Source organism: Rahnella sp. EDr1-12, from assembly GCF_049206505.1.
Classification (GTDB): domain Bacteria; phylum Pseudomonadota; class Gammaproteobacteria; order Enterobacterales; family Enterobacteriaceae; genus Rahnella; species Rahnella rivi.
Genome location: NZ_JBLZNY010000003.1, coordinates 214,174 through 238,524 on the forward strand (window position 1 = coordinate 214,174; position 24,351 = coordinate 238,524).

Here is a 24,351-nt window from a genome sequence, read left to right on the forward strand (position 1 = left end):
TGCATTGATTTACAAGCAGACGACAACTCTTTATATAGTTTTTTTAATATAAAGACTTTTTCACATTTTCTTTTCATTTGATTCCGATCCTATTCTGTTTTTTTGCTGACACGCCTTCTGTAATAAAACAGAATAAGATAGCAAAACAGAAGATAGTGATTGCCGATTGATTTATGAGTTGAATAACAGAAGGATCTATCGTGCGATGACGATAGATTAATTCCTTCAGTAATTAACGACTATTTGAAGTAATTCCTTTACTGCGCAGGGTTCCATACGTTTGATTCTTTACATCTATCGGTTATTTCTAAAAGCTCTACAAAATGACTGTCATCAAGTGATTTTTTATTATATATCATATAAAAATCCACTGGCTCAGGCTCATATAAACACTCGAGCACTTTAAAATTAAAGCTGGTTGCAAATTTATCCGCAAACCATTTAGGAACAAAACTTACAATATCCGAGGTTTCAACAATGCTGGCATTCACGAACATCGAGCCGCTGCTGAACAAAAAATTGCGACTGCTAAAATAATTCTGAATATCAGCCTGGGTTTTCTTAAGCCCATCAGAGTTTACGTTCAGGAACGTAGACTTCTCAAATTGCATCTCTTCCGGACTTAATGTCGTTCCTAATCTCGGGTGATTCTTTCTACAAATAGGCACAGCCTTTTCAGACAAAAGATGTTTTGAAATCGTAGCGAACGAATAATTTTGTTTTATATCAAATACAATATCCGCCTTTCTGTATGTCAAAATATCTTCAGCGCTGTTCTCGGTTAAATCCGCACTGATATGAACAATTTCACAATTCAGCCCTGCATTATCCACTGCGGTATAAATGGCAGGCAATAATCTCAATGCAACATAAGGAGTGGCATGAATAACGATTTTTTTCTTTGCCATGACGTTGGAAAAATCGTTCAAACTTCCCAATAACTGCTGAAGGTTGAAGTTCGTGTTCAAATGCACATGCAAGTCTTTTGCGGTTTTTGTCGCATCTAACCCGTTTCCGCTACGGATAAACAATGCGTCAGAGAAGAAATCGCGGAGTCTGGTCAGCGACTGACTGATCGCGGAAGGACTCACATTAAGAACTTGTGCGGCTTTCGTGACGCTTTTGTAGGTAAACACGACTTCAAAAACCAACAGGAGATTTAAATCAAAACCATGCATTTTTTGGATATTAGAAATAAATTCTTTATTCACCATATGCCGTCTCAAACCCCTGTTCGATGTAGTTAAAAAAACGTCCAAAACCAAAGAATTTCATTGTGAAGCGTAGCAGAGTCTGCTCGCTGGGTTTTAACTTTGTTTTAGAGCGTTTGCTTAACGGAGTGCATAGTAACAACGCGTGCCTGAAATGAGCAAAGCACAAATACTTACATGCGATTAAGCTGTGCTAAATATCAAGTAATTCAAAAGAGTAAGAGATACTTTTAAGCAATTCGACCTGTCACTGATGCAGTAAATCTGCAAATACCCTCATGCAGACAGTGGAACCTGACGTGTTTTTTTATCCAGTTAAGCTGAGGTTATTGAGAAGTTTTAGAAACTGGCGTAACGGGACTTTTCTCCGCGGCCAGGCTTCCCGTCTGGCCGCTGCATCCGCATCACGCACGCACGGTCGGCACGTCGCTCCAGCGGGTGGTCCAGGCCGGTGAAAGCATGTCGCGCTTCATCTGCCAGCGCCGGTCGGTGCCCTGCCCGGCAAACCACAGCGTGCCTTTGCTTTTCTTATTGATGTCATCAAAAAGTGTCATCAGTGCATCGCTGTTGGGCCGGGGCGGAGACTCATCGAACAAATGCAGCTGGGCCACACCCTGGCTGAAAAAGTCACCCAGCATCACGCCCGCTTTTTGGTAGCGGTAGCCCTCTTTCCAGACGTTATCCAGGCAACGTAACGCCGCTGAGATAATGTCGCGGGTATCCTGCGTCGGCGTCATCAGCCGGGTATTGGCGAGGTTGCCGTAATAAATGCCGCCGTTGTCGAAAGGGCTGGTTTTAATAAATACGCAGATTTGCCGGCAAAACTGATGCTCGCCACGCAGTTTTTCAGCCGCGCGGCTGGCGTGAAAACAGATGGCTTCGCGCATCTCCTGATAGGCGCTGACCCGTGTGCCGAAAGAGCGCGAACACACAATTTGCTGTTTAGCCGGTGCAAATTCTTCAAATCCGAGACAGGGTTCTCCGCGCAGTTCACGCACGGTCCTTTCCATCACCACGCTAAAGTTTTTCCTGATGTATCCCAGGTCGCATTCGGCCAGTTTGAGGGCTTTATCGATACCGGCATCATGCAGTTTTTTTGATGTCCTTCGCCCGATGCCCCACACCTCGTCAACGGGCAGAAGCGCCATCAGTTTACGCTGGCGTGCGGGATCAGACAGATCAATCACGCCCTCGGACTGAGTCCACTTTTTGGCAGCATAATTGGCGAGTTTTGCCAGCGTTTTGGTCGGCGCGATGCCGACGCCGATCTTCAGGCGGGTATGCTGCCCCACGGTCTGCCGTATCTTTTTGCCAAATGCGTGCAAATCCGTGTTGTGAGGTAACTCGCGAAGATCGAGAAAGGCTTCATCAATGCTATAAATTTCAATCTGTGGACAGATCTGCTCGAGCGTATCCATCACGCGCTGGCTCATATCTCCGTAAAGCTCATAGTTACTGCTGAACACCACCACGTTATGTTGCTGAAAAATGGCTTTTTGTTTGAAGTATGGCGCGCCCATTTTTATGTTGAGCGCTTTCGCTTCCGCTGACAGTGCGATCACGCAGCCGTCATTGTTGGAAAGCACCACGACGGGTCTGCCTTGCAGATCGGGCCGCCAGGCCACTTCGCAGCTCGCGTAAAACGAGTTCACATCAGCGAGTGCGTACATTGCGATGCATCATGCTGATAACGGTTGTCACCACGCCGACGATCTCGACTTCTCGGTCCTCATTCAGAGGGATCGGCGCATAAGCCGGATTTTCAGCGCGCAGATGAGGAAAAGGGTGAAGCATCAGCCTTTTGACGGTGAATTCCCCATCGAGGCTGGCCACAACAATGTCATTGTGGGCAGGCTTGAGGCTGAAATCGACCAGCAGCATGGAACCATCGATAATCGCCGCGTCCCGCATAGAATCCCCGGACACCTTAAGCACATACGTAGAGGAAGGATGGGCGATCAGATGTGCCACCAGATCGATCCCTTTCTCCACATAGTCGGCAGCCGGGCTGGGGAAACCTGCTGAAATATTGTTTAAATACAAAGGAATATTCGTTTTTTGCTGCCGCGCGGCGATCTTGTAAAGCATCATAAGGGGTTCTCACATCAATTACTGTGTTTATATACAGTATAGTTGATGAGATTTTCAGATCAATGCTCCTGGCGTGGATAAACCCCCGCTCCTCTCGTTCGCAGGACTATCAGCTTGATCTCACTAAAAAGATAATCAGCGCCTTTTTCGCATAATAACGCTTTCCGCACCCTGCTCAGGCAGACGCCATGCAGTCTCAGCCATGCGTGCCCGGCATGACGTTATTGTCAGGTGAACGCCCTATTCATGAACTCAGTTCATAGAGTCTATCCGTTTACACGCCATTATTTATTAATGGATTGCCGCTACTCTTCATTCATCACCGCGATATGTCATCGCCTGTGATTCACCTAAATCGTGAGGAACTGAACAATGCAAAAACGCTATCTCGGTAATTCAGGGCTTGAAGTCTCAGCGCTCGGCCTGGGGTGTATGGGGTTGAGCCACGGCTACGGCCCGGCGACGGATACCCGCGAGGCTGTCGCGTTAATCCGTGCCGCCGTTGAGCGCGGCGTGACATTTTTTGATACCGCCGAAGTGTATGGCCCTTATCTGAATGAAGATGTCGTCGGGGAAGCCTTAAAACCGTTTCGCGACCGGGTCGTTATTGCAACCAAGTTTGGCTTCACCTTTGGCGACGATAATAAACAGCAGAACTTAAACAGCCGCCCGGAGCATATTCGTCAGGCGGTTGAAGGTTCACTGCGTCGGTTGAAAACGGATGTTATCGATCTGCTTTATCAGCACCGTGTCGATCCTGACGTACCGATTGAAGAGGTGGCTGGGGCGGTAAAAGACCTGATTGCCGAAGGGAAAGTGAAGCATTTCGGGTTGTCCGAAGCGGGTGTTGAAACCATTCGCCGGGCTCATGCGGTTCAGCCGGTAACGGCACTGCAAAGTGAATACTCCATGTGGTGGCGTCAGCCTGAGCAAGAGATTTTACCGACGCTTGAAGAACTGGGGATTGGCTTCGTGCCGTTCAGTCCGTTAGGGAAAGGCTTTTTGACCGGGGCCATCAAAACGGGTACCACCTTTGGCGAGGATGATTTCCGCAGCATAGTGCCACGTTTTGCCGCTGAAGCGCTTGAGGCCAATGAACACCTGACGGTCTTGCTGTCCGGACTGGCGGCAGAAAAACAGGTTACCTCCGCGCAAATTGCGCTGGCCTGGTTACTGGCGCAAAAACCGTGGATTGTTCCTATCCCCGGCACCACTAAGCTGCATCGTCTGGAAGAGAACATGGCCGCAGCCGACGTGATGCTCTCACCGGATGATTTGCAAAAAATCTCGCAGGCTCTGGACTCAGTCAACATTACCGGCGAGCGCTATCCGGCGGCATTGCAGGCGCGGGTCGGGCGTTAAGCCTCTGACCGGCGGTTTCTCGCAGATTCCGCCGGTCATTCATTCTTTGTAACGCAGCGCATCAATCATCAGGGCGAAAGCCGGTGGATGCTGCTTGCGGCTGGGGTAATACAGGTAATAGCCCGGAAATGACGGGCACCATTCGTCGAGGATCTGGATCAGGGCTCCCGATTTAACCGCCTCTGCCACCAAATCTTCCGGCACACAGGCAATACCAAATCCGGACAACACGGCATCAATTCTTTCAGCCAGATGATTGAAAATCAGCTGCCCTTCGACCCTCACGCGCAACGGCTTGCCCTCTTTTTCAAACTCCCAGTGATATATGCCTCCGGCAGTAGGCAGCCGCATGTTAATACACCGGTGATCCTGCAATTCATGCGGCGTACGCGGGGTGCCGTAATCGCTGAAATACGACGGTGCGCCGACCACCACCATGCGCATGTCTCCCCCCATTTTGACCGCCACCATGTCCTTATCCACACTCTCGCCCAGACGAACCCCGGCATCGAACCGGCCATCGACGATATTCACGAAGCCGTTATCAACCACCAGTTCGACATTAATTTCCGGGTATTCCCACAAAAACGGTTTTAGCTTTGGCCACAGCAGAGTTTGGGCGGCATGTTCACCCGCAGAAATCCTGATATTACCGGACGGGGCGCGGTTGCTCTGAAGAAGGGTGTCAAGTTCCTGCTCAAGATCGGCAAGGCGTGGCTCGAGACAGGCAATAATGCTCTCCCCCGCTTCCGTCGGGGCGACGCTGCGGGTGGTACGGGTGAGAAGACGAAGGTTTAACCGCTCTTCCAGCCCTTTAATCGCATGGCTTAACGCTGACTGCGAGACGCCCAGTTTACCCGCTGCTTTGGTAAAACTTCTCTCTCTGGCAACAACCAGAAAGACCTGAAGCTCATTGAAGTTTTCTTTTAGCATGGCGTATTCCTTAAAAAGCATGGCGGCAGAAAGTGGCACTCATGAAGTCAGTTCATGAACGCAGACAGTTTACCCCCGCAGGGCGATGTTATGCTTGTTTTTTATGAGGATTTTCGTGGGCTTACCCGGAGAGCCCGGGTGAGCGCGAAAAAGCATTGCCGTGATGCCGCGCCCGTAATAATGAAAAAATACATTCGAAATTAGAATATATGAATTAAAAATAATTGATGGCATAAATATTTATTGGATTGTTTCCGCCAACCTGAAAAATATCATTCCGAAATAACACCCTCCGGAATAACGAATTAACGACGCCCGGCTAAAAACGGCCTGAATAAAAAGGTATGCTACTCGTCCATTCAGATAACGAGGCGGGATCGCTTCACATAATTAAGGTTTTTATGACTCCTCATATTACCCACGATGTCATTGAACATATCGCCCCGCGGGAAGTGATTATGCAGGCATGGAATGCGGTGGTGGCAGGCCTGCAATATTGCACTCAGGATACCGCCAGAGCGCGCTGGGCGCGGCAAAGCTGGTTTGGAAAGCACATGGAGTCGTCACCGGAACTTCTGGCCAGGCTGACGTTATTACAAAACTTCGTTAATTCAACCAAGCCATTAACGATTGCTTTTGATCCCCTTGCCAATATTCCCACCGCGATTGCGTATACTTATTCCCGGCGTCTCGATGATCCTTTACGTGTTCCCGCCATTTATTTAACCAGGAAATTCTGTACCGCACAGACCAATGACCGGGTGAAATATCTGATGAAAAACCGGAATAACAACGGCGTGCAGATTATTGCCTTGGCGCACGAGCTTTCTCATCTGGTGATTGGCACTAACCGGAAAACGGGCAACTACTCTGCCGAGAAATATGCCCACGAGGCAAAAAACTTACGCGATAAAGATCCGCAATACGCGTTACATAACGCGGACAATTATGGTTTCTGTATAGAGATGTGTTCCTGATCCGATCCCGGTGTCAGTGCGCGTCGCCCGCCTGCCCACGCAAAAACGCCCTGACAGCGGGAAACCGCGATCAGGGCGTTATTATCAGGTCATCAAGCCGCTTTGACGGCGCGTACCTTTTTGGTTTTTACCGCTTCTTCCGGCTGTTCTTCCATTTGCACGTCTTCGGTATGCGTGTCTTGTGCATCAGCCTCTTCCGTCACGTCTGATTGAGCTGCGACGTTCGCCGGGGCACTTTCCGTTTCAGGCAGTTTGCTGGTGCGCAGGATGTGCTGAACAGCGTCTTTCTGCTCGGCGAGGTGCATGGCGATGCTTTCCGCCAGCGCTTCGTCGATTTCAATGTTGCTCTGTAACAGCCAGTCAGTAAAAGTATCTGCCATGTCGAGCATTTTGTCGTAGGCGTCTGCTTCTTTCTTATTGGCAAATGTCATTTTTTCTTCACCTTTTCTGACTACCACAAATTTTGTTTCAACAGCCATGATTTCACTCCTTATACTGTAATTATGTACAGTATATCAACAATAGGTAACGCTGACATCATACATTTAAATTTTTGATGCGTATTTTTAATGGCACGCATTATACGGCGGGATCAAAGAAAGAGGTTTTCAGCGGGAGAAAAAGCGGCTATCGGGATAAGAAACAGAGGCTGAGCAACCTCTGACGCCCGTGGGCTGGCGTCAGAGGTTTATCGGAAAGAGACGATCAACCCGGAATTAAAACGTCTCCCAGGAACCTTCATCACCTTTGTCCAGCGGAGAATTCATGCGGTGAGCCAGCAGCGCCGGTCTTTTCAACGGCGGCGCCTGACGCTCCGGGGTGTTCACTCCCGCCGCGCTGACTTTAAAGATGCTGATGGACTCCGCCAGACGCTCGGCCTGCTCGTTCAGGGAATACGCCGCCGACGAGGCTTCCTGCACTAACGCGGCGTTCTGCTGCGTCACTTCGTCCATTTGGGTGATGGCTTTATTGATCTCTTCGATCCCCGTGCTTTGCTCATGGCTGGCGATGGAGATTTCACCGACGATATCCGTCACGTTCTTCACGCTGGACACCACTTCCGCCATGGTGGCACCGGCTTTCGCCACCAGTTGCGTGCCGTTATCGACTTTAGACACAGAATCGTCGATCAGCACTTTGATCTCTTTTGCCGCAGAGGCAGAGCGCTGCGCGAGGTTGCGAACTTCTGAGGCCACCACCGCAAATCCACGCCCCTGCTCACCCGCGCGGGCGGCTTCTACCGCGGCGTTCAGCGCCAGAATGTTGGTCTGGAAAGCGATGCCGTCAATCACAGAAATGATATCGACAATCTTGCGTGAGGAAACGTTAATGCCTTCCATCGTGCTGACCACCTGCCCGACCACTTCCCCGCCTTCGACGGCAACACGCGACGCCTGTGCGGCAAGCTGATTCGCCTGACGCGCGTTGTCGGCGTTCTGTTTCACGGTAGCGGTCATTTCTTCCATGGCCGATGCAGTTTCTTCCAGCGAGCTGGCCTGCTGTTCGGTGCGGGAAGAGAGGTCCAGGTTACCCGCCGCAATCTGACTGGACGCACTGCTGATAGCCTGCGTACCCGAACGCACTTCGGTGACGATCCTGAGCAGGTTTTCATTCATATTTTTCAGCCCCTGCATCAGCTGGCCGGTTTCATCGGTGGAGGTCACGCGAATGTCCGTGGTCAGATCCCCGGCGGCGACACTTTCCGCCACCTGCACCGCCGTGCCCAGCGGGCGGGTAATGGAACGGGTGAGGAAATAGCCCATGATCATCGCCAGCAGAACGGCGATGACGGAGAAGATAAGCGTCAGCTGAATGGCCGTTGCGCCCTCTGCGACGGCCTGCTTGCCTTCGGCGCGCAGTTGTTGGTCCTGTGAATTCGCGAACGCGTTCGCCAGGTCTAAGAACGCGTTTTGCGAGGTGGTCAGTTTACGCAACACGTATTCGTTGGCGCCGTCCACATCCCCGGCGCGGGTCAGTGCGATCAGCTCCTGCTTGGCGGTTTCGAACGTTTCACCGGCCTTTTGCAACACCTGAATTTTTTGTTTCCCGGTCACCGTGCTCTGGATCGCGGCAATTTTATTCATTGAGGAATTCGTTTCCTGAGTTGCGCTATCAAGCTGCAAATAACGATTTTTATTTTGCTCAGGGTTTTTAATATCAATGACAATGCCGCGCAGGAATTTAATCTGTGAATTGACGCTGTCACGAACATCAAAAGCCAGACGCACTTTGACATAGCGATCGCCGATAATTTGTTCTACGGCGTCGTTAATGCTGCTTATTTTGGTGATGGCGGTAACGCTGACGATGATTAATAACAAAACAACCAGACCGAAGGCGGCGCCCAGACGAGCGCCTACCTTCATATTGCTGATAAAATTGAACATTTTTTCCCTTATTTTCTGACTATAAAAAACAAATACCATCAAAAATAATTCAAAATATTGACGATTACATAGCGAAACTACTTTCAAATATCTTATTTAATTCAGAGGGGTTATCGGTAGAAATAAGGGGAACTTTAGGCGCACAGCAGAATGGAAAGTGTAAAAAGAGGTGAATGAATTTATAACGTTACTGAACAAAGCGGGGTCACATCCTCCCCTGCAAAGAGGGAGGATGTGTGAGGAGGATTAAGGTCAGAGAATAACGCTGGCAAACCTCTCTTCCAGCCAGCCGACGCGCATTTCAGGCACCGAGCGCAGCAGTTCGCGGGTGTATTCATCCAGCGGTTCAACCAGCGTCGACGCCACCGGCCCCTGACGCACAATCACGCCCTCTTTCAGAACCGCCACTTCATCGGCGATTTCACGCACCACCTGTAAATCATGCGTGATGAATAAATAGGCGATGCCGGTGTCCTGCTGAATGCGACGCAGCAGCGCCAGCACGTCGCGCGCGACCAGCGGATCGAGCGCCGATGTCGGTTCATCGCACACAATCAGTTTTGGCTCTGCCGCCAGCGCCCGCGCAATGCAAACGCGCTGCTTCTGCCCGCCGGAGAGTGCGGCCGGAAAACGTTCTGCCAGTTCAGCGTGCAGGCCGACCTGCGCCAGCAGCTCCCTGACGCGGGCATCGCGCTGGCTGCGGTTGAGATCGGAAAAACAGCTCAGCACGCGGGCGATCTGGCTGCCGACGCGTTCTTTTGGGTTCAGTGCGGTGTCGGGGATCTGATGAATCAGCTGCACGTCACGCAGTTGCAGGCGGCTGCGCTGACGCAGATTCGCAGGCAGACGATCCTGCCCCAGGCTCACCTCTCCCGACTCCGGGCTGAGCAGGCCGCAAATGACCTTGCCGAGCGTCGATTTCCCCGAACCGGATTCGCCGATCACCGCCAGCGTGCGCCCGCGCGGCAGACGCAGAGACACACTGCGCAATACCGGTTGCGCATGATAACGGGCGCTGATGTTGTTTATCGTCAGGGCCGCCGGTGCGTCGCCGGTTTGCGGCGTTTTCACCTCTCCCTGCGCATGAAGAAGCCGCCGGGTGTAATCCTGCTGCGGTTGCGTCAGCAACTGAGGAGTGGGCGCCTGTTCGACGGTTTTACCCTGTTGCAGCACCATGATCTGATCGCTTAACTGCGCCACCACCGCCAGATCGTGACTGATGTAAATCGCCGCCACGCCGGAAAGGCGGATCACGTCGCGGATGGCTTTCAGCACGCCGAGCTGCGTGGTGACGTCCAGCGCGGTCGTCGGCTCATCGAAAATCAGCAATTCGGGGCCTGCGCACAGCGCCATCGCAATCATCGCGCGCTGCAACTGGCCGCCCGACACCTGATGCGGATAGCGCTGATAAAACTGTTGCGGCTCAGGCAAACCGAGCAATTCAAACAGCTCGAGGGCTTTTGCCTGCGCCTGCCGGCGATCGGCCACCTTATGTTTCAACGCGGCTTCAATCACCTGCTCGCCCAGCGTGATCGCCGGGTTAAACGCCGCCCCGGCAGACTGCGCCACGTAGGCAATATGCCGCCCGCGAACCTGACGTAAACGGCGATCGGAAAGCGTGGTCAGCTCCTGACCGTTGAACAAAATGCTGCCGGATTCGATGCGCATCCCCTGACGGCAATGGCCGAGAATTGCCAGCCCGATGGTCGATTTCCCGGCACCGGATTCACCAATCAGCCCCAGCACTTCGCCACGATCCACGGTGAACGACACATTATCCACCAGCGTGCGCGGATTTTTTCCCTGTGAAACCACGCGTAAATTGTCGACGCTCAGTAAATTCCCGCTCATGCTTTTCTCCCCCAGACGCGCGTGGTGCCGCTCATCAGCCAGTCCGCCACGGCGTTCACCGCGAGTGCCAGCACGGCAATCGCACCGCCCGGCACCAGTGCCGCCCAGACGCCGAACAAGATGCCGTCTTTGTTATCACGCGCCAGCCCGCCCCAGTCTGCGGTCGGCGGCTGAATGCCTAAACCGAGGAACGAGAGCGCCGAGAGAAACAGCAAAATAAAGATGAAACGCAGGCCGAATTCGGCGATCAGCGTCTGCAACGCGTTGGGTAAAATCACGTGCCAGAGGATCCAGCCGAGGCTTTCACCGCGCAGCCGCGCCACGTCAACAAACTCCATTACGCCGATATCCACCGCTAATGACCGCGCCACCCGCAGCACGCGGGTAGATTCCAGCAGGCCGAGCACCAGCGTCAGCACCAGAATGGTTTTTGGCAGCACCGCGAGCACAATAAGCGCCAGAATAAGCGTGGGTATCGCCATCACAATATCGTTACAGCGTGAAATCACCTGATCCAGCCAGCCACCGCGCAGACCGGCAATAAAGCCTAAGGTGCAGCCGACGGCGAAAGCCACCAGCGTCGCCAGTGCAGTCACGCCGAGAGAAACGCGCGTTCCCCAGATGAGGCGCGAAAGCAGATCGCGGCCAAGATTATCGGTGCCCAGAATGGCGTCCGGCCCCGGCAAATCCCACGACATACCGAGGGTCTGATCCGGCGCATGGGGTGCCAGCCACGGCGCAAAAATAGCGATGAGAATAAAGAGGCTCAGCACCAGCAGGCCAAGAGCGGAGGCGGGTCTGAGTGAAGCGAAAGCGGGCATTGCAGCAATTCCTAAAATTTAACGGTTGTGGCGCAAACGCGGATTGGCAACCAGGGCCATCACATCCGCCAGCAAATTCAACAGGATATAAATCCCGGCCAGCAACAACGCACAGTCCTGCATCACAGGAATATCGCGTTTACTGATGCTGTCGACCATGTACTGTCCCAGCCCCGGATACACAAACACGTTCTCGACAATCACCACGCCGACCATCAGATAAGCCAGATTGATTGCCACGACGTTAATGATCGGGCCGATTGCGTTGGGCAGAACGTGACGCCACAGAATGCGCGACGGCGACAGCCCCTTCAGCAGCGCGGTGTCCACGTAAGCAGAACTTTGCGCGGCGATCAGCGCGGCGCGGGTCATGTTGCTCATGTGCCCGAGGATCGCCAGCACCAGCGTGGCGCACGGCAGGGAAATCGCCGACAGTTTTGCCGCCAGCGGCATGTCCGCCGTGATGCTGCTGTTGCTCGGCGCCCACGCCAGCGTGATGGCGAAAATCAGGATCAACAGATAACCGGAGAAGAATTCCGGCAGCGCAACGGTGGCGCGAGTGATGGCGTTGAGCAGGGTATCTACCCAGCTGCCGTGAAAACGCACCGAGATAAAGCCAATCAGCAGGGCCAGTGGTACGGCGATGGCCGCGGTGCAGCCCGCCAGAAACAGCGTATTGCCAAGGCGGGTAAACAACGGGCCGCTGATGGCTTCGCGGGTGGAGAAACTGGTGCCGAAATCGCCGTGCAGGATGCCAAACAGCCAGCTCAGATAACGGCTGACCGCCGGTTTATCCAGCCCCAGTTGCAGGTTCAGTTCACGAATGGCATCCGGCGTGGCGCTCTGGCCGAGGATCGCCGTGGCGGCGTTACCCGGTAACAACTGCACACCGGCGAAAATCAGCACCGACACCGCGAGGACGATCAGTACGCCGTAAAACAGGCGTACCAGTACCATGCTCAGCAGGCCGGAACGGGAGTGCGAAAAACGGCCCGCAGGCCGTTGTGTCACTTTTTGAGAGGACAAATCTGACATTATTTTACCCGGTTCAGCTTTCGATCCAGACTTTCTCTGCCGCACGGTTGCCACTGAGTGGCATCCCCGGCACAGAGGTGAACCCTTTGATTTTGGTGGAGCACCCGTCCAGCGCATCGGCGTACAGCGGAATGATTTCGCTGCCTTCATCCACCAGCATGACCTGAATGTCGTGGTAAATCTGCTTGCGACGCGCTTCGTCCGGCTCACCGCGCGCGGCTTTGACCATCGCATCAAAGGCCGGTACGTGCCACGCCGATTCATTCCACGAAGACTGGCTGGTGAATACCAGTGAAAGCAGTGCATCCGCGGTCGGACGGTTTGCCCAGTTCGACGACACAAAGGCTTTCTTCTGCCAGATATCATTCCAGAACGCATCGTCCGGCACGCGCACCACATTCAGGTTAATGCCCGCTTTGGCCGCTGACTGCTGATAAAGCTGACCGGCATCGACGGCACCGGGGAAACCGGCATCCGCCACGTTGAGGGTCAGCGGGCCGCTGAAGCCGGATTTTTTCCAGTGGAACTGCGCTTTTTCAGGGTCGTACGGACGCTGCGGAATGTCTTTGGCGAAGTAGCGGTTCGACGGGAAGATCGGGTTGTCATTCGCCACGCTGGCGTAACCGCCGAGCACGGTATCGATAATTTGCTGACGGTCGATGGCGTATTTCAGCGCCAGACGGCCATCGACGTTATCAAAGGGTGCCAGATTCGACAGGCCTGGGAAGGTATAAATCATACTGTCTTTGGCGCGCACCAGTTTCAGGTTCGGCATCCGTTCGATACGGCTGACAATACGCGGGTTCACGCGGTTGATGAGCTGCGCAGAGCCGCTGACCAGCGCCGCCACGCGCGCGGTTGAGTCGTTCATCGCCAGCGTTTCGACAGAATCGACGTGGCCGCGTTCGCTGTTCCAGTAGTTCGGATTGCGTTTGGTCAGCGTGGTGACGCCCGGCTGGAATTTTTCCAGAATGAACGCGCCGGTGCCGATGCCTTTATCAAAGCTTTCGTTTTCTGCCGTGATGGCAAAATGCACGGCGCTGAGAAGCCAGACAAATTCGACATCCGGCGCATTCAGTTTGATCGTCACTTCATGTTCGCCGGTGGCCTCAATCGAGGTGGCGGATTCTAAGTATCCCTTCACCGGTGAAGTGGATTTTTCGCCACGGTGGTGATTAAGGGAGTAGACCACGTCTTTCGCGCCCAGCGAGCGACCATCATGGAACTGCACGCCCTGACGGATTTTCAGTACCCAGGTTTTGCTGCCGTCAGCGGATGCCCAGGATTCGGCGAGCGATGGCGCAAGTCTGGCGTTTTCATCGATTTCCACCAGATTATTGAACAGCTGTGAACCGACGAAATACATGTAGGTTTCGAACCAGAACGCCGGATCGAGGCGGTCTGTGCTGGAGGCGTTATCGACGCCCACCACTAAGTGGCCGCCCTTCTTCGGTTTTTCAGCATCAGCGGCGAAGGCTTTGCCCAGCCACGTGGAACTGGTGGCAGCCGCAATGGAAAGTGCCCCCGCACTTTTAATAAATGAACGACGATCAATCATGGTTTTCCCCTGTCAGGGAGGGCCTGCGCCCTCAAATGTCGTCAATACGTTATGACGTTTTGTTATGCGTTATTGTTTAGTAAATGCCTGTTGCAGCGCGGCAATGTGTTCCGGCCCGATGCCGCAGCAGCCGCCGACCATGGTGGCGCCCTGCGCCACCCAGTCTTTGGCAAAGTCGAGATAACCGGCAGGATCGGTGTCCTGACGCATTTTGCTCAGCCCTTCATTCGCGCCACGTTTGTTATCGGAAGGCTCGAATGCGTTGGCGTACACGCCAATATCCAGTGTGGAACCTTGTGCCGTCAGCGCGGCGCGTGCCGTGTTGACCGCCGTCGCCATCACTTCCGGGCGGCTGCAGTTAAACAGCACCGCCCCCGCAGACACCCGCAATGCTGCGTTTACCGCGACATTCACTGATTCACCCGAGCGCAGCAGCGCGTTGCCGAATTCATCAAGGTTGTCCTGCAGGGTGAACGAAAGCCACAGCGGGCGCGGGTCATTGCCCAGCACCTCGCGAACGGCTTCCACTTCGGCCACAGAACTCTGCGTTTCGGCCAGCCAGACATCGACGTAATCCGTCAGATTATCCACCAGCACGCGCAGCAATTTTTTGGCGGCTACCGGTTCGAACAGATCCGGACGATAAGATCCCAGAACCGGAGGAAGCGAACCCGCGACCTGCACGGCAGACGGTGACGAATCTGCCGCTTCACGCGCCAGTTTGCCGGAGAGCGCAATCAGCGCCGCGCCCTGCTCTGCAAACACCGGCTCGCTGATGTGGAAAGGCACGACGGCATAACTGTTGGTGGTGATCACCTGAGAACCCGCGGCGATAAAGGCATCATGCGCAGCCCGGACAAATTGCGGCGCTTCCATCAGCGCCAGCGCCGACCATTCAGGCTGACGAAAGGGGGCGCCCATGCGGGCCAGTTCGCGGCCCATGCCGCCATCGAGGATTTTAATGTTACTGATCATTGTGTCGTCACCTGGTGTTTTTCTTAACCGAATCAAGCGCTGCGTCATGTTGATCCGCGAGGTGGCTCCACTCTACAAAACGAACGTTTAGATGTCTAGATTTCTTAATGGCTAAACTATGCAAAAAAACATTCATCGCAACTATGCGATTCAAAGCGCAAATAAATGAACGCAATGATAAAAGCCTGTTCTCCGGCATGTTTGCACTGATATTTCACTTAAGTATCATCATTATAAAATTTATGCCTTATCCCTGCCCTTTCTCAATTCCGCCACGAACTTTACCTTTGTTATATTTATTTACACCTGAAAGCTCAATGCGTATTATTCTCATTCGCTTTATTGTCCACACCCATTGCCAGCCCCTCCAGCCCGGTGTTTATCAGGGTTTGGCGAAAAATGGCGGGCGGTAACGCGAACATAAAACATAAAAAGCAGTGGCGACGTATAAGCAGTATCAAAAAATAAATAATCGTTTGGAGAATAACAATGTTGTTCGTTTCAGGGCCGTCCTTAACAGAAAGTCATACAGTGAAATCAGCCCGTAAGGGGAATAACCATTTAGGCAGGAAACTTTCGCTTTCCGTTATTGCCGTTTTTGTTTCCTCTTCGATCCATTCCGTGCAGGCTGCACCAACCGCCGCGCCGAAAGCCGCCGACGATACCGTGGTTGTCACCGGTCAGACGGGCAACGACACCGGCAGCACCGCGCAAGATTACAGCGTGCCGGTCACCACCGCAGGCACCAAAATGCTGCTGACGCAGCGCGATATTCCTCAGTCAGTCAGCATCATCAGCACACAGCGTATGCAGGATCAGCAGTTGCAAACGCTCGGCCAGGTACTCAATAACACCACCGGCATTACGCAAAACGTCGCGGATATGGATCGCCGCACGTATTACTCGCGCGGTTTTCTCATCGACAACTACATGACCGACGGTATTCCTACGGTGTTTGAGCCGCGCTGGAACCTGGGCGATGCCGAATCTGACACCGCGCTGTACGAACGTATCGAAGTGGTGCGCGGCGCAACCGGTCTGATGACCGGGCCGGGTAACCCTTCCGCGTCGGTAAACATGGTGCGTAAACACGCCGACAGCAAAGAATTCACCGGCAACGTTTCCGCCACCTACGGCAGCTGGAACAAACAGCGCTATGTTGCCGATCTGTCCACGCCATTGAGTGAATCGGGCAACGTGCGTGGCCGTCTGATCACCGGTTATCAGGACAATAACAGCTACGTCGAACGTTACGGCGCAACCAAAAAGTTCGTCTATGCCGCCGTGGATGCCGACGTGACCGATTCCACCCTGCTCTCCGCCGGTTACGAATTCCAGCAGACCGACGCCGACAGCCCGACCTGGGGCGGAATGCCGCGCTGGTACATTGACGGCAGCAAAACAAATTACCGTCGCGGGTTTAACTCCGCGCCGGACTGGGCCTACAACAATAAAGAAAGCAAAAAACTGTTCACCACCCTCAAACAGTCCTTTGATAACGGCTGGGTGGTGACGCTGAACGGCACGCATAATGAAACGCTGATCGACAGCAAACAGATGTATATCGACGGCTATTTCGATAAAACCACCGGCGCGGGCGTCTCTTCTTACGCCGGTTATCCGGTCGTGGGCGGCACCGGCTACAACACCGGTAAGCGTAAAGTGGATTCCGTGGATACGTTCGCCAGCGGCCCCTTTGAGCTGTTTGGACGCGAGCATGAGCTGATGACCGGTATCAGCTACAGCAAGCAGCAGAACACTTATTACAGCGCCTTCGCCAATATCTCCACGGAAGAGCTGGGTAATTTTAATAACTTTAACGGTCAGTTCCCGGAAACCGAATGGAGCCCGCGCAGCCTGTCGCAGGAAGACACCATTCGCCAGAAATCCGGCTATGTCGCCACCCGTCTTTCTCTCGCCGATCCGCTGCACCTGATCCTGGGGGCGCGTTACACCAACTGGAATTCACACACCCTGACGGACCAGATCGAGAAGAACAACATCACGCCTTACGCCGGTCTGGTGTATGACATCAGCGAAAACTGGTCAACCTACGCCAGCTACACATCGGTGTTCCAGCCGCAGACTTACCGCGATATCAATGGCGCGTACCTGTCGCCGGTCATCGGCAAAAACTACGAAGCCGGTGTGAAATCCGACTGGATGAACAGCCGTCTGACCACCTCGGTGTCAATTTTCCGCGCCGAACTGGATAACGTCGCCCAGGCCACAGGCCGTACCATTCCTGGCTCTACAGATGCCGCTTATGAAGGGAAAAACGGCACCGTCAGCCGTGGCGTGGAATTTGAAGTGAATGGCGCGGTGACCGACAACTGGCAGATGACCTTCGGCGGTACCCGTTATATTGCAGAAGATGAAAATGGCGAAGCGGTCAACCCGAACCTGCCGCGCACCCAGCTGAAGCTGTTTACAAGCTATCGTTTACCGATGTTGCAGGATCTGACGGTCGGTGGCGGTGTGAACTGGCAGACCCACGTCTGGGATGACGTCTCAGGCCCGGATGGCGATGGCACCCGTCATGCGGAACAAGGCAGTTATGCGCTGGTCAGCCTGTTCAGCCGCTATCAGGTCACCAAACAACTGTCGGTGCAGGCGAACGTCAACAACCTGTTTGATAAAGAGTACGACACCAGCGTGAATCAGTATGTGGTGTACGGCGAACCGCGTAACCTGTCGGTGACGGCGAACTACAGCTTCTGATAACACCAGGTAACATTACGGCGACCGGCAGCATCAATGTGGCGGTCGCCGACGTGTTGAAAATCCCTTTCCTGACTCCACCAGCCCCTCATCCCGATGTCCAATTTCTGCAAGTCTCCTTAATACTGTTCTGCTAAAAACTTCCGCAAAAACAGTGTGTGATGACTTTTTGTTAAGATAAATAGTTATTTATTACAACTTACTCACCAATATTACCCTGAGTAATATGTCATGTTTACAGTGATGGTTTTTAAATTTCTCGTGCATGCCTGAATTGATTAAATCTCATGCGGCCGCCATGAAATATTTTCGGTCCGTTAATGATATAGATATCATTAATAATTAATTAAATAACATAATCCGTGTAAATATAATTTACTCCGTTACTTAATGGACATCCCTATAATAAATAAAGAGTATTTCATGATCAGGAAAAATTCGTCTTAAAGGATAGCTTAAAAAGAATTTTATGGTAGTCTGTGCGGCCATGTAACGACCCTGGTGATTGTATTAAATCAGTTGATTCATCATGGTGATGCATATTAAATTATTTAGTAATTAATGAATAACTTCAGCATACCAGCGCTTCGTGAATGTGTTTGTCATTCACTACATCTGTATGTAAAAAAACTTTTTCCAGAAAATTGTTAGATCGTTAGATTTTAAAATGAATCCCCACCTGGCTCATTGCATGAGTCAAATAATGTCGGATAAATATATGAGCAATACACAGCATAAATTAGATAAAGCAAGGCCACCCCGCGTACAAATTACTTATGACGTGGATATTGGTGATGCACAAACCGTCAAGGAATTACCTCTGGTTATTGGCGTGATGGGCGATTTTAGTAAAACAAATGACTCCCTGCGTGAGCGCAAATTCCTCAACATTGATAAAGACAATTTCAGCGGCATCATGGCATCCATGAAGCCTGAAGCGGAGTTCCTGGTAGAGAGCGCTTTGCCTGAGCACGCCGGAAATCTGGCCGTGTCGCTGACGTTCAACAGCATTGAAGATTTTTCGCCGGACAACATTGCACGCCAGGTGGACCCGCTGCGCAAACTGATCGAACTGCGTGAGCAGCTGTGCGATTTGCGCAACCGCGCGGCCAGCAATGAACGCCTGAAAGAACAGCTTTCCGAGTTATTGCAGCAGCAAAATTTCACGTCGTTAAACCTCAGTGAAACGCAAGGAGAGCAGGAATGAGTGCTGAGCAAATTCTCAATGTGGCGGCCGGTTCTGCGCTGAGCGAAGATTATCTCGATAAAATCATTGATAACACCCAGGCCATTCGTCGCGAATCTGATCGCGGACGCATGAAGTCCCAGCTGAACAACTTCCTTGCCGAAGTGGTATCCGGCGCAGTCGTGGTATCGAGCGATCTCATCGGCAGCATCGAAGACCGTATCACGGCGATTGATGAGCTGCTCTCCAGCCAGATAAGCCTGATCATGCACGCACCAGAATTCCAGAGAAAGGAATCTTCCTGGCGTGGTCTGCACAAACTGGTGGAATCGAGCGTCACAGAAAATACCCAGGTGCGCCTGCTGCAGTGCACCAAACAAGATTTGATGAAAGACTTTAAATCCGCGTCGGATTTCGATCAGTCGATGCTGTTTAAATGCGTCTACGAAAGCGAGTACGGTACTTTCGGCGGCGTGCCTTTCTCCGCGTTTGTCGGCGATTTCCAGTTCGATAACACCCCGCAGGATATCGAACTGCTCGAGCAAATTTCCCACGTCGCTGCCGCTGCACATGCGCCATTCCTGAGTGCCATCGCGCCGGGCATGTTGTCGATGAACGACTTCTCCGACATGCCGCGCCCGCGCGATCTGGCAAAAATGTTCGACACCACGGATTACGCCCGCTGGCGTTCATTCCGCCAGACAGACGACAGCCGCTACATCGGCCTGACGCTGCCTGCGGTGCTGGGCCGTATGCCGTATGGCGCCAAAACTGTGCCGGTCGAGACATTCGGCTTCGAAGAGCAAATTCTGGAAAACGAAGTGGGCTCGGACTACCTGTGGATCAACTCCGCTTACGAATTAGCGGGCCGCATCGTCGACTCGTTCGAAGAGTACGGCTGGTGCGCCTCAATCCGTGGCGTGGAAGGCGGCGGCCTGGTCAATGCTCTGCCAACCTACCACTACGTGTCTGAAAGCGGTGAACGCGTCATGCAGTGCCCGACGCAGGTGGCCATTTCCGATCGCCGCGAGAAAGAATTGTCCGATCTTGGCTTCATTCCGCTGGTGCATTGTAAAGGCACTGACTATGCCGCGTTCTTCGCGGTGCAATCGGTCAACAAACCGCGCCTGTATAACTCGGATCAGGCAAACGCCAACGCACGTCTGTCCAGCCAGTTGCAGTACATCCTTGCAACGTCGCGTTTTGCTCACTACCTGAAATCTATCGTTCGCGACAAAGTCGGCAGCTTCATGTCACGCAGCGAATGCGAAGAATATTTGCAGAAATGGATCATGCAATACGTGGTCGCCTCTGATAACGCCGGGCCGGAAACCAAAGCCCGTTACCCGCTTCGTGAAGCGAGCGTTGAAGTGGTTGAAGTGCCTGGCTTCCCTGGCACATTCCGCGCGATTGCCTATTTGAAACCTCACTTCCAGCTGGAAGGTTTAAGTATGTCGCTACGTTTAGTCGCAGACTTGCCTGCGGCGGCCAACACGTAATTGTCATTTATAAAAGGAAATAAAAAATGGCGAAGTTAAAAGACTGTCAGTTCATCAAAATCACTATCGACGGCAAAGATGTTGCCGGTTCTTCCGAAGAGAAGAAATATAAAGGCTGGATGGAAGGTTTTTCCCCTGCGGGTCTGACCACCTATTCCGGGCCTGACGGCACCTATTTCGAGTCTTGCAGTGCTTCTATTCTGGTGACCAAAGAAACCAGCAATCTGTACGAGCAATACCTGAAACGCGGCTATAAAAAAATCGCGATCACTATTGTTCATCGTGGTTCAGATCAGTTCGACCAGGATTATGAAATTCAGCGTTCCGTTTATAACGACTGTAAGTTCAGCAGCCTGAGCTTTGATATGCGTGACAAGTTATTCATGAACCTGACATTCGGTTACGAAGGCATGGTTGAAGTCACCTTCAACGTGCCGAACGCGCTGGAATCCGGTCTGGATAAAATCGGGCCAATCAAATACGACATTCCTGAGAAAGCACTCAAGTAATCGTTATTTACAAAAAGCAGTGCGTAAGCACTGCTTTACTGACATGAGATTTCCAATGCCATCATTTTTACTTCGCCTCAGTGATAATCAGCCGCACATAGAAGAAGAAAATTACCGGAATGAAGACAAAAGCACCTGGCTAATGAACGAGCTTAAGATGCTTTTTTCTTCACGTTCGCGCTTTCCTGCCATTGAAAACATTCCACTGGTGAATGCATCAATTTTAAATTACGGCATCAATGAATCAGTTTCGCAGATTCAGGAAACCGATCGCCGGAAAATAGTCATTGAAGAACGGATTAAAAATACGTTGCAGCGCTTTGAGCCGCGATTAACTCAGGTGGAAATTATTACCAACACCAATAATCCCTCCAACGTCATATTTGAAATAAATGCATTTCATCAGGCATTGCCAATGAAATTCGCACTGGTCTGGGACGACTGTACGGGTAAGTTTTATTTCAATGAATAGGCTACTGTCGTATTACCAAAAAGAACTGACCTTTTTGAAACAGCATGGCAAAGCCTTCGCCAGCCGTTTTCCTAAAATCGCGCGCCGTCTCGGGATGATCGAAGGTGAGTCTGAAGACCCGCACGTCGAAAGAATCATCGAATCATTTGCGCTGTTAACCTCGCGCATTCATCAGCGCTTAGATGACGATATGCCAGAAGTCACCGAAGCATTGCTGACCGCCATCGCGCCGCAATTTTTGCGTGCCATGCCGTCAACCTGCATCGTGTCGGTTGAGCCTAACCGGCAAACCAGCGGCATTACCGATAAAAACACCATTGCCGCTGGGGCATCACTGTTTTCACGCCACATTGAAGACGTCGTGTGTCAGTTCCAGACAGTGTATCCGGTGGTGCTTTTGCCGCTGTCGGTAGACAAAGCCCGGCTGAACTTTAATGAAGAAGATCTTAACTGGCATCTGCACTTAGGTTTTCAGGTGTGGTCCGGCGCGGTGGTGGCGGGGGAATCTTTACGCCTGTTTCTGCACGGACCGAGTAACGCCGTGAATATCCTCTATACCCTGCTGTGCTCTGAAATCAGTCAGCTGCACGTCCATCAGGGCGAGGCATTTTACCCGCTGAAAAGCTCGGCGATAAGCCCGGCGGGTTTTACCCATGAGGAAGGATTGCTGGCACAAGATCCCCGCGTCGCGCCGATCCATGCGTTATTGCAGGACTATTTTTTCTTTCCACAAAAATTCTACTTTCTGGATATTCAGTTACCGGATTCTTTTCACGCCAGCGCCAATTCCCTGTTCAGTTTTGAAGTGGTATTTAACCGCACGCACCTCAACCAGCACCTGGAGAAGCTGGCGAAAATTATTGATGCCTCTTTCTTCAGGCTTAACTGCACTCCGGCCATCAACCTGTTCGCCCAGCGCGCAGAGCCGATCACCCTGACGGAAAACACCGCCGAATACCCGGTGATTCCCGACATCCGCCGTCAGCAGCAGATTGACGTCTGGGCGATCAACCACGTGTTTATTCAGAGTAAAGAAGATAACGAGAGAGTCTCGCTGCCCGTTCAGCCGCTGTTTGGCATCGACCATTCGCGCCTTGAAGGCGATGCGGGTATTTACTGGCAAAGTTTCCAGCGCGAAACCATGACTGCCAGCGGTGCCGGGCGGAAAGTGTTCATCGCCTTTGCGAACCGCAACACGCAGCCCGCCAGACCTGACGCCGACATAGTGACCCTCAGCCTGACCTGTACTAATCAGGCCATTCCGGGGCAGATGAAAAACGGTCATCCGGAGGGGGATTTTGACTCCGACCTGCCGCTGGCCGGGCTGAAGATCTGCGCGCTGAACCGCCCGACGCGGCCAATCTTGCCGCCGGACAAGAGCGCCCTGCGCTGGCGTCTGATTTCCCAGCTTTCCCTCAATCATATGCTGCTGAGCGGCAGTCAGGGCGTGCAGGTACTGCGTGAAACGCTGATGCTGTACAACTTCCATGACCTGCCGGCGATCACCCGTATTATCAATATGATCCTGCATCTTGACGTGCAGCCGGTCACCACCCGGCTGGTGGCGAATGATCCTCAAACGCTGGCGCGCGGGGTGTCGCTGACGCTGACCTTCACTCATGAGGCGATCAACGAACCGGAATACTACCTGATGTGCTGTTTTCTGGATCACTTCCTGGGGCTGTATGCGCCCGTCAACAGTTTCACCCGCGTCACCACCCAGATTGAAAACGAAGCGCATACCCGCCGTCTCTGGCCGGTGCGCGCAGGGAAACTGTCATGGATTTAACGCGCATCACCAGCCGGTTCAATTTTTATCAGCAGGTCAGAACGTTACTGCACAAGTTGCGGCACCGTAACGCGCCCGCAGACACGCCCTCCGCCGACTTGCTGGACGCCAGACTGCGGCTGATCTCAACACTCTCGCTGGAAGCACCGGCGGGGCAAATTGCCAGCATTGAACAGGAGACGCCGGAAGATCCGCTTCGCGTGACGGTGTGGCAGAACGGGATGACCGGTGCGCTGGGCGCGTTACCGACGGCCTACAGTGAATGGATGATCGAGCGTCATTATCGTTATGGCGACCACAGCGCAAAAGCGTTCCTTGATATGTTCGGCCACCGGCTTTACTGCCTGGATTATCTGGCCTGGCAAAAAAACCATTTATATGCCCGCGCCGAATCGGAAACGCAGCCGCCCTTACAACAGGCGACGCTGGCGCTGACCGGCCTGCTGACCTCGATGTCCGTTTCCGGCGGCGAAAACTACGCCCATTTGTTCTCCTCACCGGTGCGATCGCTGGTCAATCTCGAAGTCTGGCTCAGCCATTACTACGGCGTGCCTGTGCACATCACGCCTTTTACCGGCGGCTGGAAAACGGTCGATTCTGCCGAGCATTGCCAGCTGGGAAAACCGGGGCAAACGCTGGACACCGCGCCGATGATTGGCCGCGTGCGCTGGGAAGTGCAGTCACATTTTGACGTCACATTTGGCCCGATGGATCAGAACCAGTCGCAGCACTTTATCCCTCAGGGGAAGTTTTATCAGGAGATCTGGGGGCGCATTCAGGAGTACGTCGGGCCGGGTCTGGATTTCTCGATCCACCTCAGTATCAGCAGCCGCCACACCCTGCCCGTGCCGCTGGGCTCGGGGCAGCTCGGCCTGGGAATTTGTATTGGTCACCGCGACCCTGAGCAATTGCTCAAGGTTTGCCTGCCGGTCTACGCCGCATAACGTTGCATGCACTGCGCATTTCAAAAGGAA

Annotated in this window: 20 protein-coding genes; 9 read left to right on the forward strand and 11 right to left on the reverse strand. The window is 52.8% G+C overall.

Annotation, left to right across the window (positions count from 1 at the left end; genetic code table 11):
• Positions 1 to 257: 257 nt before the first annotated feature.
• The 3 genes from ACO0U8_RS14855 to umuD form a co-directional block, all read right to left on the reverse strand.
• Entirely contained in the window at positions 258 to 1,214 is a 957-nt protein-coding gene (locus ACO0U8_RS14855; RefSeq protein ID WP_056772515.1) for a LysR family transcriptional regulator, read from the reverse strand.
• 401 nt (positions 1,215 to 1,615) lie between these two features.
• Positions 1,616 to 2,881, reverse strand: coding sequence for a translesion error-prone DNA polymerase V subunit UmuC (umuC, locus tag ACO0U8_RS14860; protein WP_217203712.1), 1,266 nt, complete (start codon positions 2,879 to 2,881; stop codon positions 1,616 to 1,618).
• Positions 2,865 to 3,302, reverse strand: coding sequence for a translesion error-prone DNA polymerase V autoproteolytic subunit (gene umuD, locus ACO0U8_RS14865; protein WP_056772519.1), 438 nt, complete (start codon positions 3,300 to 3,302; stop codon positions 2,865 to 2,867). The genes umuC and umuD overlap by 17 nt, the downstream gene beginning before the upstream one ends.
• Before the next feature lie 372 nt (positions 3,303 to 3,674).
• On the opposite strand from umuD, the gene ACO0U8_RS14870 reads away from it, so the two are divergent.
• The gene (locus tag ACO0U8_RS14870) at positions 3,675 to 4,664 is read left to right on the forward strand and encodes an aldo/keto reductase (protein WP_421671105.1); all 990 of its coding nucleotides are present in this window, start codon (positions 3,675 to 3,677) and stop codon (positions 4,662 to 4,664) included.
• 39 nt (positions 4,665 to 4,703) lie between these two features.
• Here ACO0U8_RS14870 and ACO0U8_RS14875 read toward each other — a convergent pair whose 3' ends face one another.
• Complete coding sequence (locus ACO0U8_RS14875) at positions 4,704 to 5,597, reverse strand: LysR family transcriptional regulator (RefSeq protein WP_122096626.1); 894 nt, start codon at positions 5,595 to 5,597, stop codon at positions 4,704 to 4,706.
• A gap of 344 nt (positions 5,598 to 5,941) precedes the next feature.
• On the opposite strand from ACO0U8_RS14875, the gene ACO0U8_RS14880 reads away from it, so the two are divergent.
• Positions 5,942 to 6,574, forward strand: a complete 633-nt coding sequence (locus ACO0U8_RS14880; protein ID WP_122096625.1) for a M35 family metallo-endopeptidase — start codon at positions 5,942 to 5,944, stop codon at positions 6,572 to 6,574.
• A gap of 92 nt (positions 6,575 to 6,666) precedes the next feature.
• Here the strand turns inward: ACO0U8_RS14880 and ACO0U8_RS14885 are convergent, their stop codons facing one another.
• The 7 genes from ACO0U8_RS14885 to ACO0U8_RS14915 form a co-directional block, all read right to left on the reverse strand.
• Positions 6,667 to 7,053, reverse strand: a complete 387-nt coding sequence (locus ACO0U8_RS14885) for a YebG family protein (protein WP_421671106.1) — start codon at positions 7,051 to 7,053, stop codon at positions 6,667 to 6,669.
• Between the two features lie 237 nt (positions 7,054 to 7,290).
• On the reverse strand, positions 7,291 to 8,961 hold the full coding sequence (locus ACO0U8_RS14890) for a methyl-accepting chemotaxis protein (protein WP_421671107.1): 1,671 nt from the start codon (positions 8,959 to 8,961) through the stop codon (positions 7,291 to 7,293).
• 252 nt (positions 8,962 to 9,213) lie between these two features.
• Complete coding sequence (locus tag ACO0U8_RS14895) at positions 9,214 to 10,812, reverse strand: ABC transporter ATP-binding protein (RefSeq protein WP_421671108.1); 1,599 nt, start codon at positions 10,810 to 10,812, stop codon at positions 9,214 to 9,216.
• Positions 10,809 to 11,633, reverse strand: a complete 825-nt coding sequence (locus ACO0U8_RS14900) for an ABC transporter permease (protein WP_056772537.1) — start codon at positions 11,631 to 11,633, stop codon at positions 10,809 to 10,811. Before ACO0U8_RS14900 ends, ACO0U8_RS14895 begins: the two co-directional genes overlap by 4 nt.
• Before the next feature lie 18 nt (positions 11,634 to 11,651).
• On the reverse strand, positions 11,652 to 12,590 hold the full coding sequence (locus tag ACO0U8_RS14905; RefSeq protein WP_122096938.1) for an ABC transporter permease: 939 nt from the start codon (positions 12,588 to 12,590) through the stop codon (positions 11,652 to 11,654).
• A 91-nt stretch (positions 12,591 to 12,681) separates the two neighbouring features.
• Positions 12,682 to 14,223 carry an ABC transporter substrate-binding protein gene (locus ACO0U8_RS14910; protein ID WP_421671284.1) on the reverse strand — a complete coding sequence of 514 codons (1,542 nt, stop codon included), beginning with the start codon at positions 14,221 to 14,223 and terminating at the stop codon, positions 12,682 to 12,684.
• Between the two features lie 72 nt (positions 14,224 to 14,295).
• Positions 14,296 to 15,201, reverse strand: coding sequence for a homocysteine S-methyltransferase family protein (locus ACO0U8_RS14915; protein WP_183849181.1), 906 nt, complete (start codon positions 15,199 to 15,201; stop codon positions 14,296 to 14,298).
• A 489-nt stretch (positions 15,202 to 15,690) separates the two neighbouring features.
• On the opposite strand from ACO0U8_RS14915, the gene fhuE reads away from it, so the two are divergent.
• The 7 genes from fhuE to tssG all read left to right on the forward strand — a co-directional run bounded on the left by fhuE (position 15,691) and on the right by tssG (position 24,321).
• Positions 15,691 to 17,922 carry a ferric-rhodotorulic acid/ferric-coprogen receptor FhuE gene (gene fhuE / locus ACO0U8_RS14920; RefSeq protein ID WP_217203706.1) on the forward strand — a complete coding sequence of 744 codons (2,232 nt, stop codon included), beginning with the start codon at positions 15,691 to 15,693 and terminating at the stop codon, positions 17,920 to 17,922.
• Positions 17,923 to 18,640: 718 nt separating this feature from the next.
• Positions 18,641 to 19,129: a type VI secretion system contractile sheath small subunit gene (gene tssB / locus ACO0U8_RS14925; RefSeq protein ID WP_136375139.1), complete on the forward strand. Its 489-nt coding sequence runs from the start codon at positions 18,641 to 18,643 to the stop codon at positions 19,127 to 19,129.
• The gene (tssC, locus tag ACO0U8_RS14930) at positions 19,126 to 20,607 is read left to right on the forward strand and encodes a type VI secretion system contractile sheath large subunit (RefSeq protein WP_217204288.1); all 1,482 of its coding nucleotides are present in this window, start codon (positions 19,126 to 19,128) and stop codon (positions 20,605 to 20,607) included. The genes tssB and tssC overlap by 4 nt, the downstream gene beginning before the upstream one ends.
• 26 nt (positions 20,608 to 20,633) lie before the next feature.
• Positions 20,634 to 21,116, forward strand: coding sequence for a hypothetical protein (locus ACO0U8_RS14935; RefSeq protein WP_056772552.1), 483 nt, complete (start codon positions 20,634 to 20,636; stop codon positions 21,114 to 21,116).
• Between the two features lie 55 nt (positions 21,117 to 21,171).
• Positions 21,172 to 21,588 carry a GPW/gp25 family protein gene (locus ACO0U8_RS14940; RefSeq protein WP_056772556.1) on the forward strand — a complete coding sequence of 139 codons (417 nt, stop codon included), beginning with the start codon at positions 21,172 to 21,174 and terminating at the stop codon, positions 21,586 to 21,588.
• Positions 21,581 to 23,377 (forward strand): type VI secretion system baseplate subunit TssF, encoded by a 1,797-nt coding sequence (gene tssF / locus ACO0U8_RS14945; protein WP_122096616.1) that lies wholly within the window; start codon positions 21,581 to 21,583, stop codon positions 23,375 to 23,377. The genes ACO0U8_RS14940 and tssF overlap by 8 nt, the downstream gene beginning before the upstream one ends.
• Positions 23,368 to 24,321: a type VI secretion system baseplate subunit TssG gene (gene tssG / locus ACO0U8_RS14950; RefSeq protein WP_421671109.1), complete on the forward strand. Its 954-nt coding sequence runs from the start codon at positions 23,368 to 23,370 to the stop codon at positions 24,319 to 24,321. Before tssF ends, tssG begins: the two co-directional genes overlap by 10 nt.
• Positions 24,322 to 24,351 lie beyond the last annotated feature (30 nt).

Excerpts from the sequence above, each read along its gene's own strand:
- ACO0U8_RS14855 (WP_056772515.1), bottom strand. The coding sequence starts at position 1,214 with ATGGTGAATAAAGAATTTATTTCTAATATCCAAAAAATGCATGGTTTT.
- umuC (WP_217203712.1), bottom strand. The coding sequence starts at position 2,881 with ATGTACGCACTCGCTGATGTGAACTCGTTTTACGCGAGCTGCGAAGTG.
- umuD (WP_056772519.1), bottom strand. The coding sequence starts at position 3,302 with ATGATGCTTTACAAGATCGCCGCGCGGCAGCAAAAAACGAATATTCCT.
- ACO0U8_RS14870 (WP_421671105.1), top strand. The coding sequence starts at position 3,675 with ATGCAAAAACGCTATCTCGGTAATTCAGGGCTTGAAGTCTCAGCGCTC.
- ACO0U8_RS14875 (WP_122096626.1), bottom strand. The coding sequence starts at position 5,597 with ATGCTAAAAGAAAACTTCAATGAGCTTCAGGTCTTTCTGGTTGTTGCC.
- ACO0U8_RS14880 (WP_122096625.1), top strand. The coding sequence starts at position 5,942 with ATGCTACTCGTCCATTCAGATAACGAGGCGGGATCGCTTCACATAATT.
- ACO0U8_RS14885 (WP_421671106.1), bottom strand. The coding sequence starts at position 7,053 with ATGGCTGTTGAAACAAAATTTGTGGTAGTCAGAAAAGGTGAAGAAAAA.
- ACO0U8_RS14890 (WP_421671107.1), bottom strand. The coding sequence starts at position 8,961 with ATGTTCAATTTTATCAGCAATATGAAGGTAGGCGCTCGTCTGGGCGCC.
- ACO0U8_RS14895 (WP_421671108.1), bottom strand. The coding sequence starts at position 10,812 with ATGAGCGGGAATTTACTGAGCGTCGACAATTTACGCGTGGTTTCACAG.
- ACO0U8_RS14900 (WP_056772537.1), bottom strand. The coding sequence starts at position 11,633 with ATGCCCGCTTTCGCTTCACTCAGACCCGCCTCCGCTCTTGGCCTGCTG.
- ACO0U8_RS14905 (WP_122096938.1), bottom strand. The coding sequence starts at position 12,590 with ATGGTACTGGTACGCCTGTTTTACGGCGTACTGATCGTCCTCGCGGTG.
- ACO0U8_RS14915 (WP_183849181.1), bottom strand. The coding sequence starts at position 15,201 with ATGATCAGTAACATTAAAATCCTCGATGGCGGCATGGGCCGCGAACTG.
- fhuE (WP_217203706.1), top strand. The coding sequence starts at position 15,691 with ATGTTGTTCGTTTCAGGGCCGTCCTTAACAGAAAGTCATACAGTGAAA.
- tssB (WP_136375139.1), top strand. The coding sequence starts at position 18,641 with ATGAGCAATACACAGCATAAATTAGATAAAGCAAGGCCACCCCGCGTA.
- tssC (WP_217204288.1), top strand. The coding sequence starts at position 19,126 with ATGAGTGCTGAGCAAATTCTCAATGTGGCGGCCGGTTCTGCGCTGAGC.
- ACO0U8_RS14935 (WP_056772552.1), top strand. The coding sequence starts at position 20,634 with ATGGCGAAGTTAAAAGACTGTCAGTTCATCAAAATCACTATCGACGGC.
- ACO0U8_RS14940 (WP_056772556.1), top strand. The coding sequence starts at position 21,172 with ATGCCATCATTTTTACTTCGCCTCAGTGATAATCAGCCGCACATAGAA.
- tssF (WP_122096616.1), top strand. The coding sequence starts at position 21,581 with ATGAATAGGCTACTGTCGTATTACCAAAAAGAACTGACCTTTTTGAAA.
- tssG (WP_421671109.1), top strand. The coding sequence starts at position 23,368 with ATGGATTTAACGCGCATCACCAGCCGGTTCAATTTTTATCAGCAGGTC.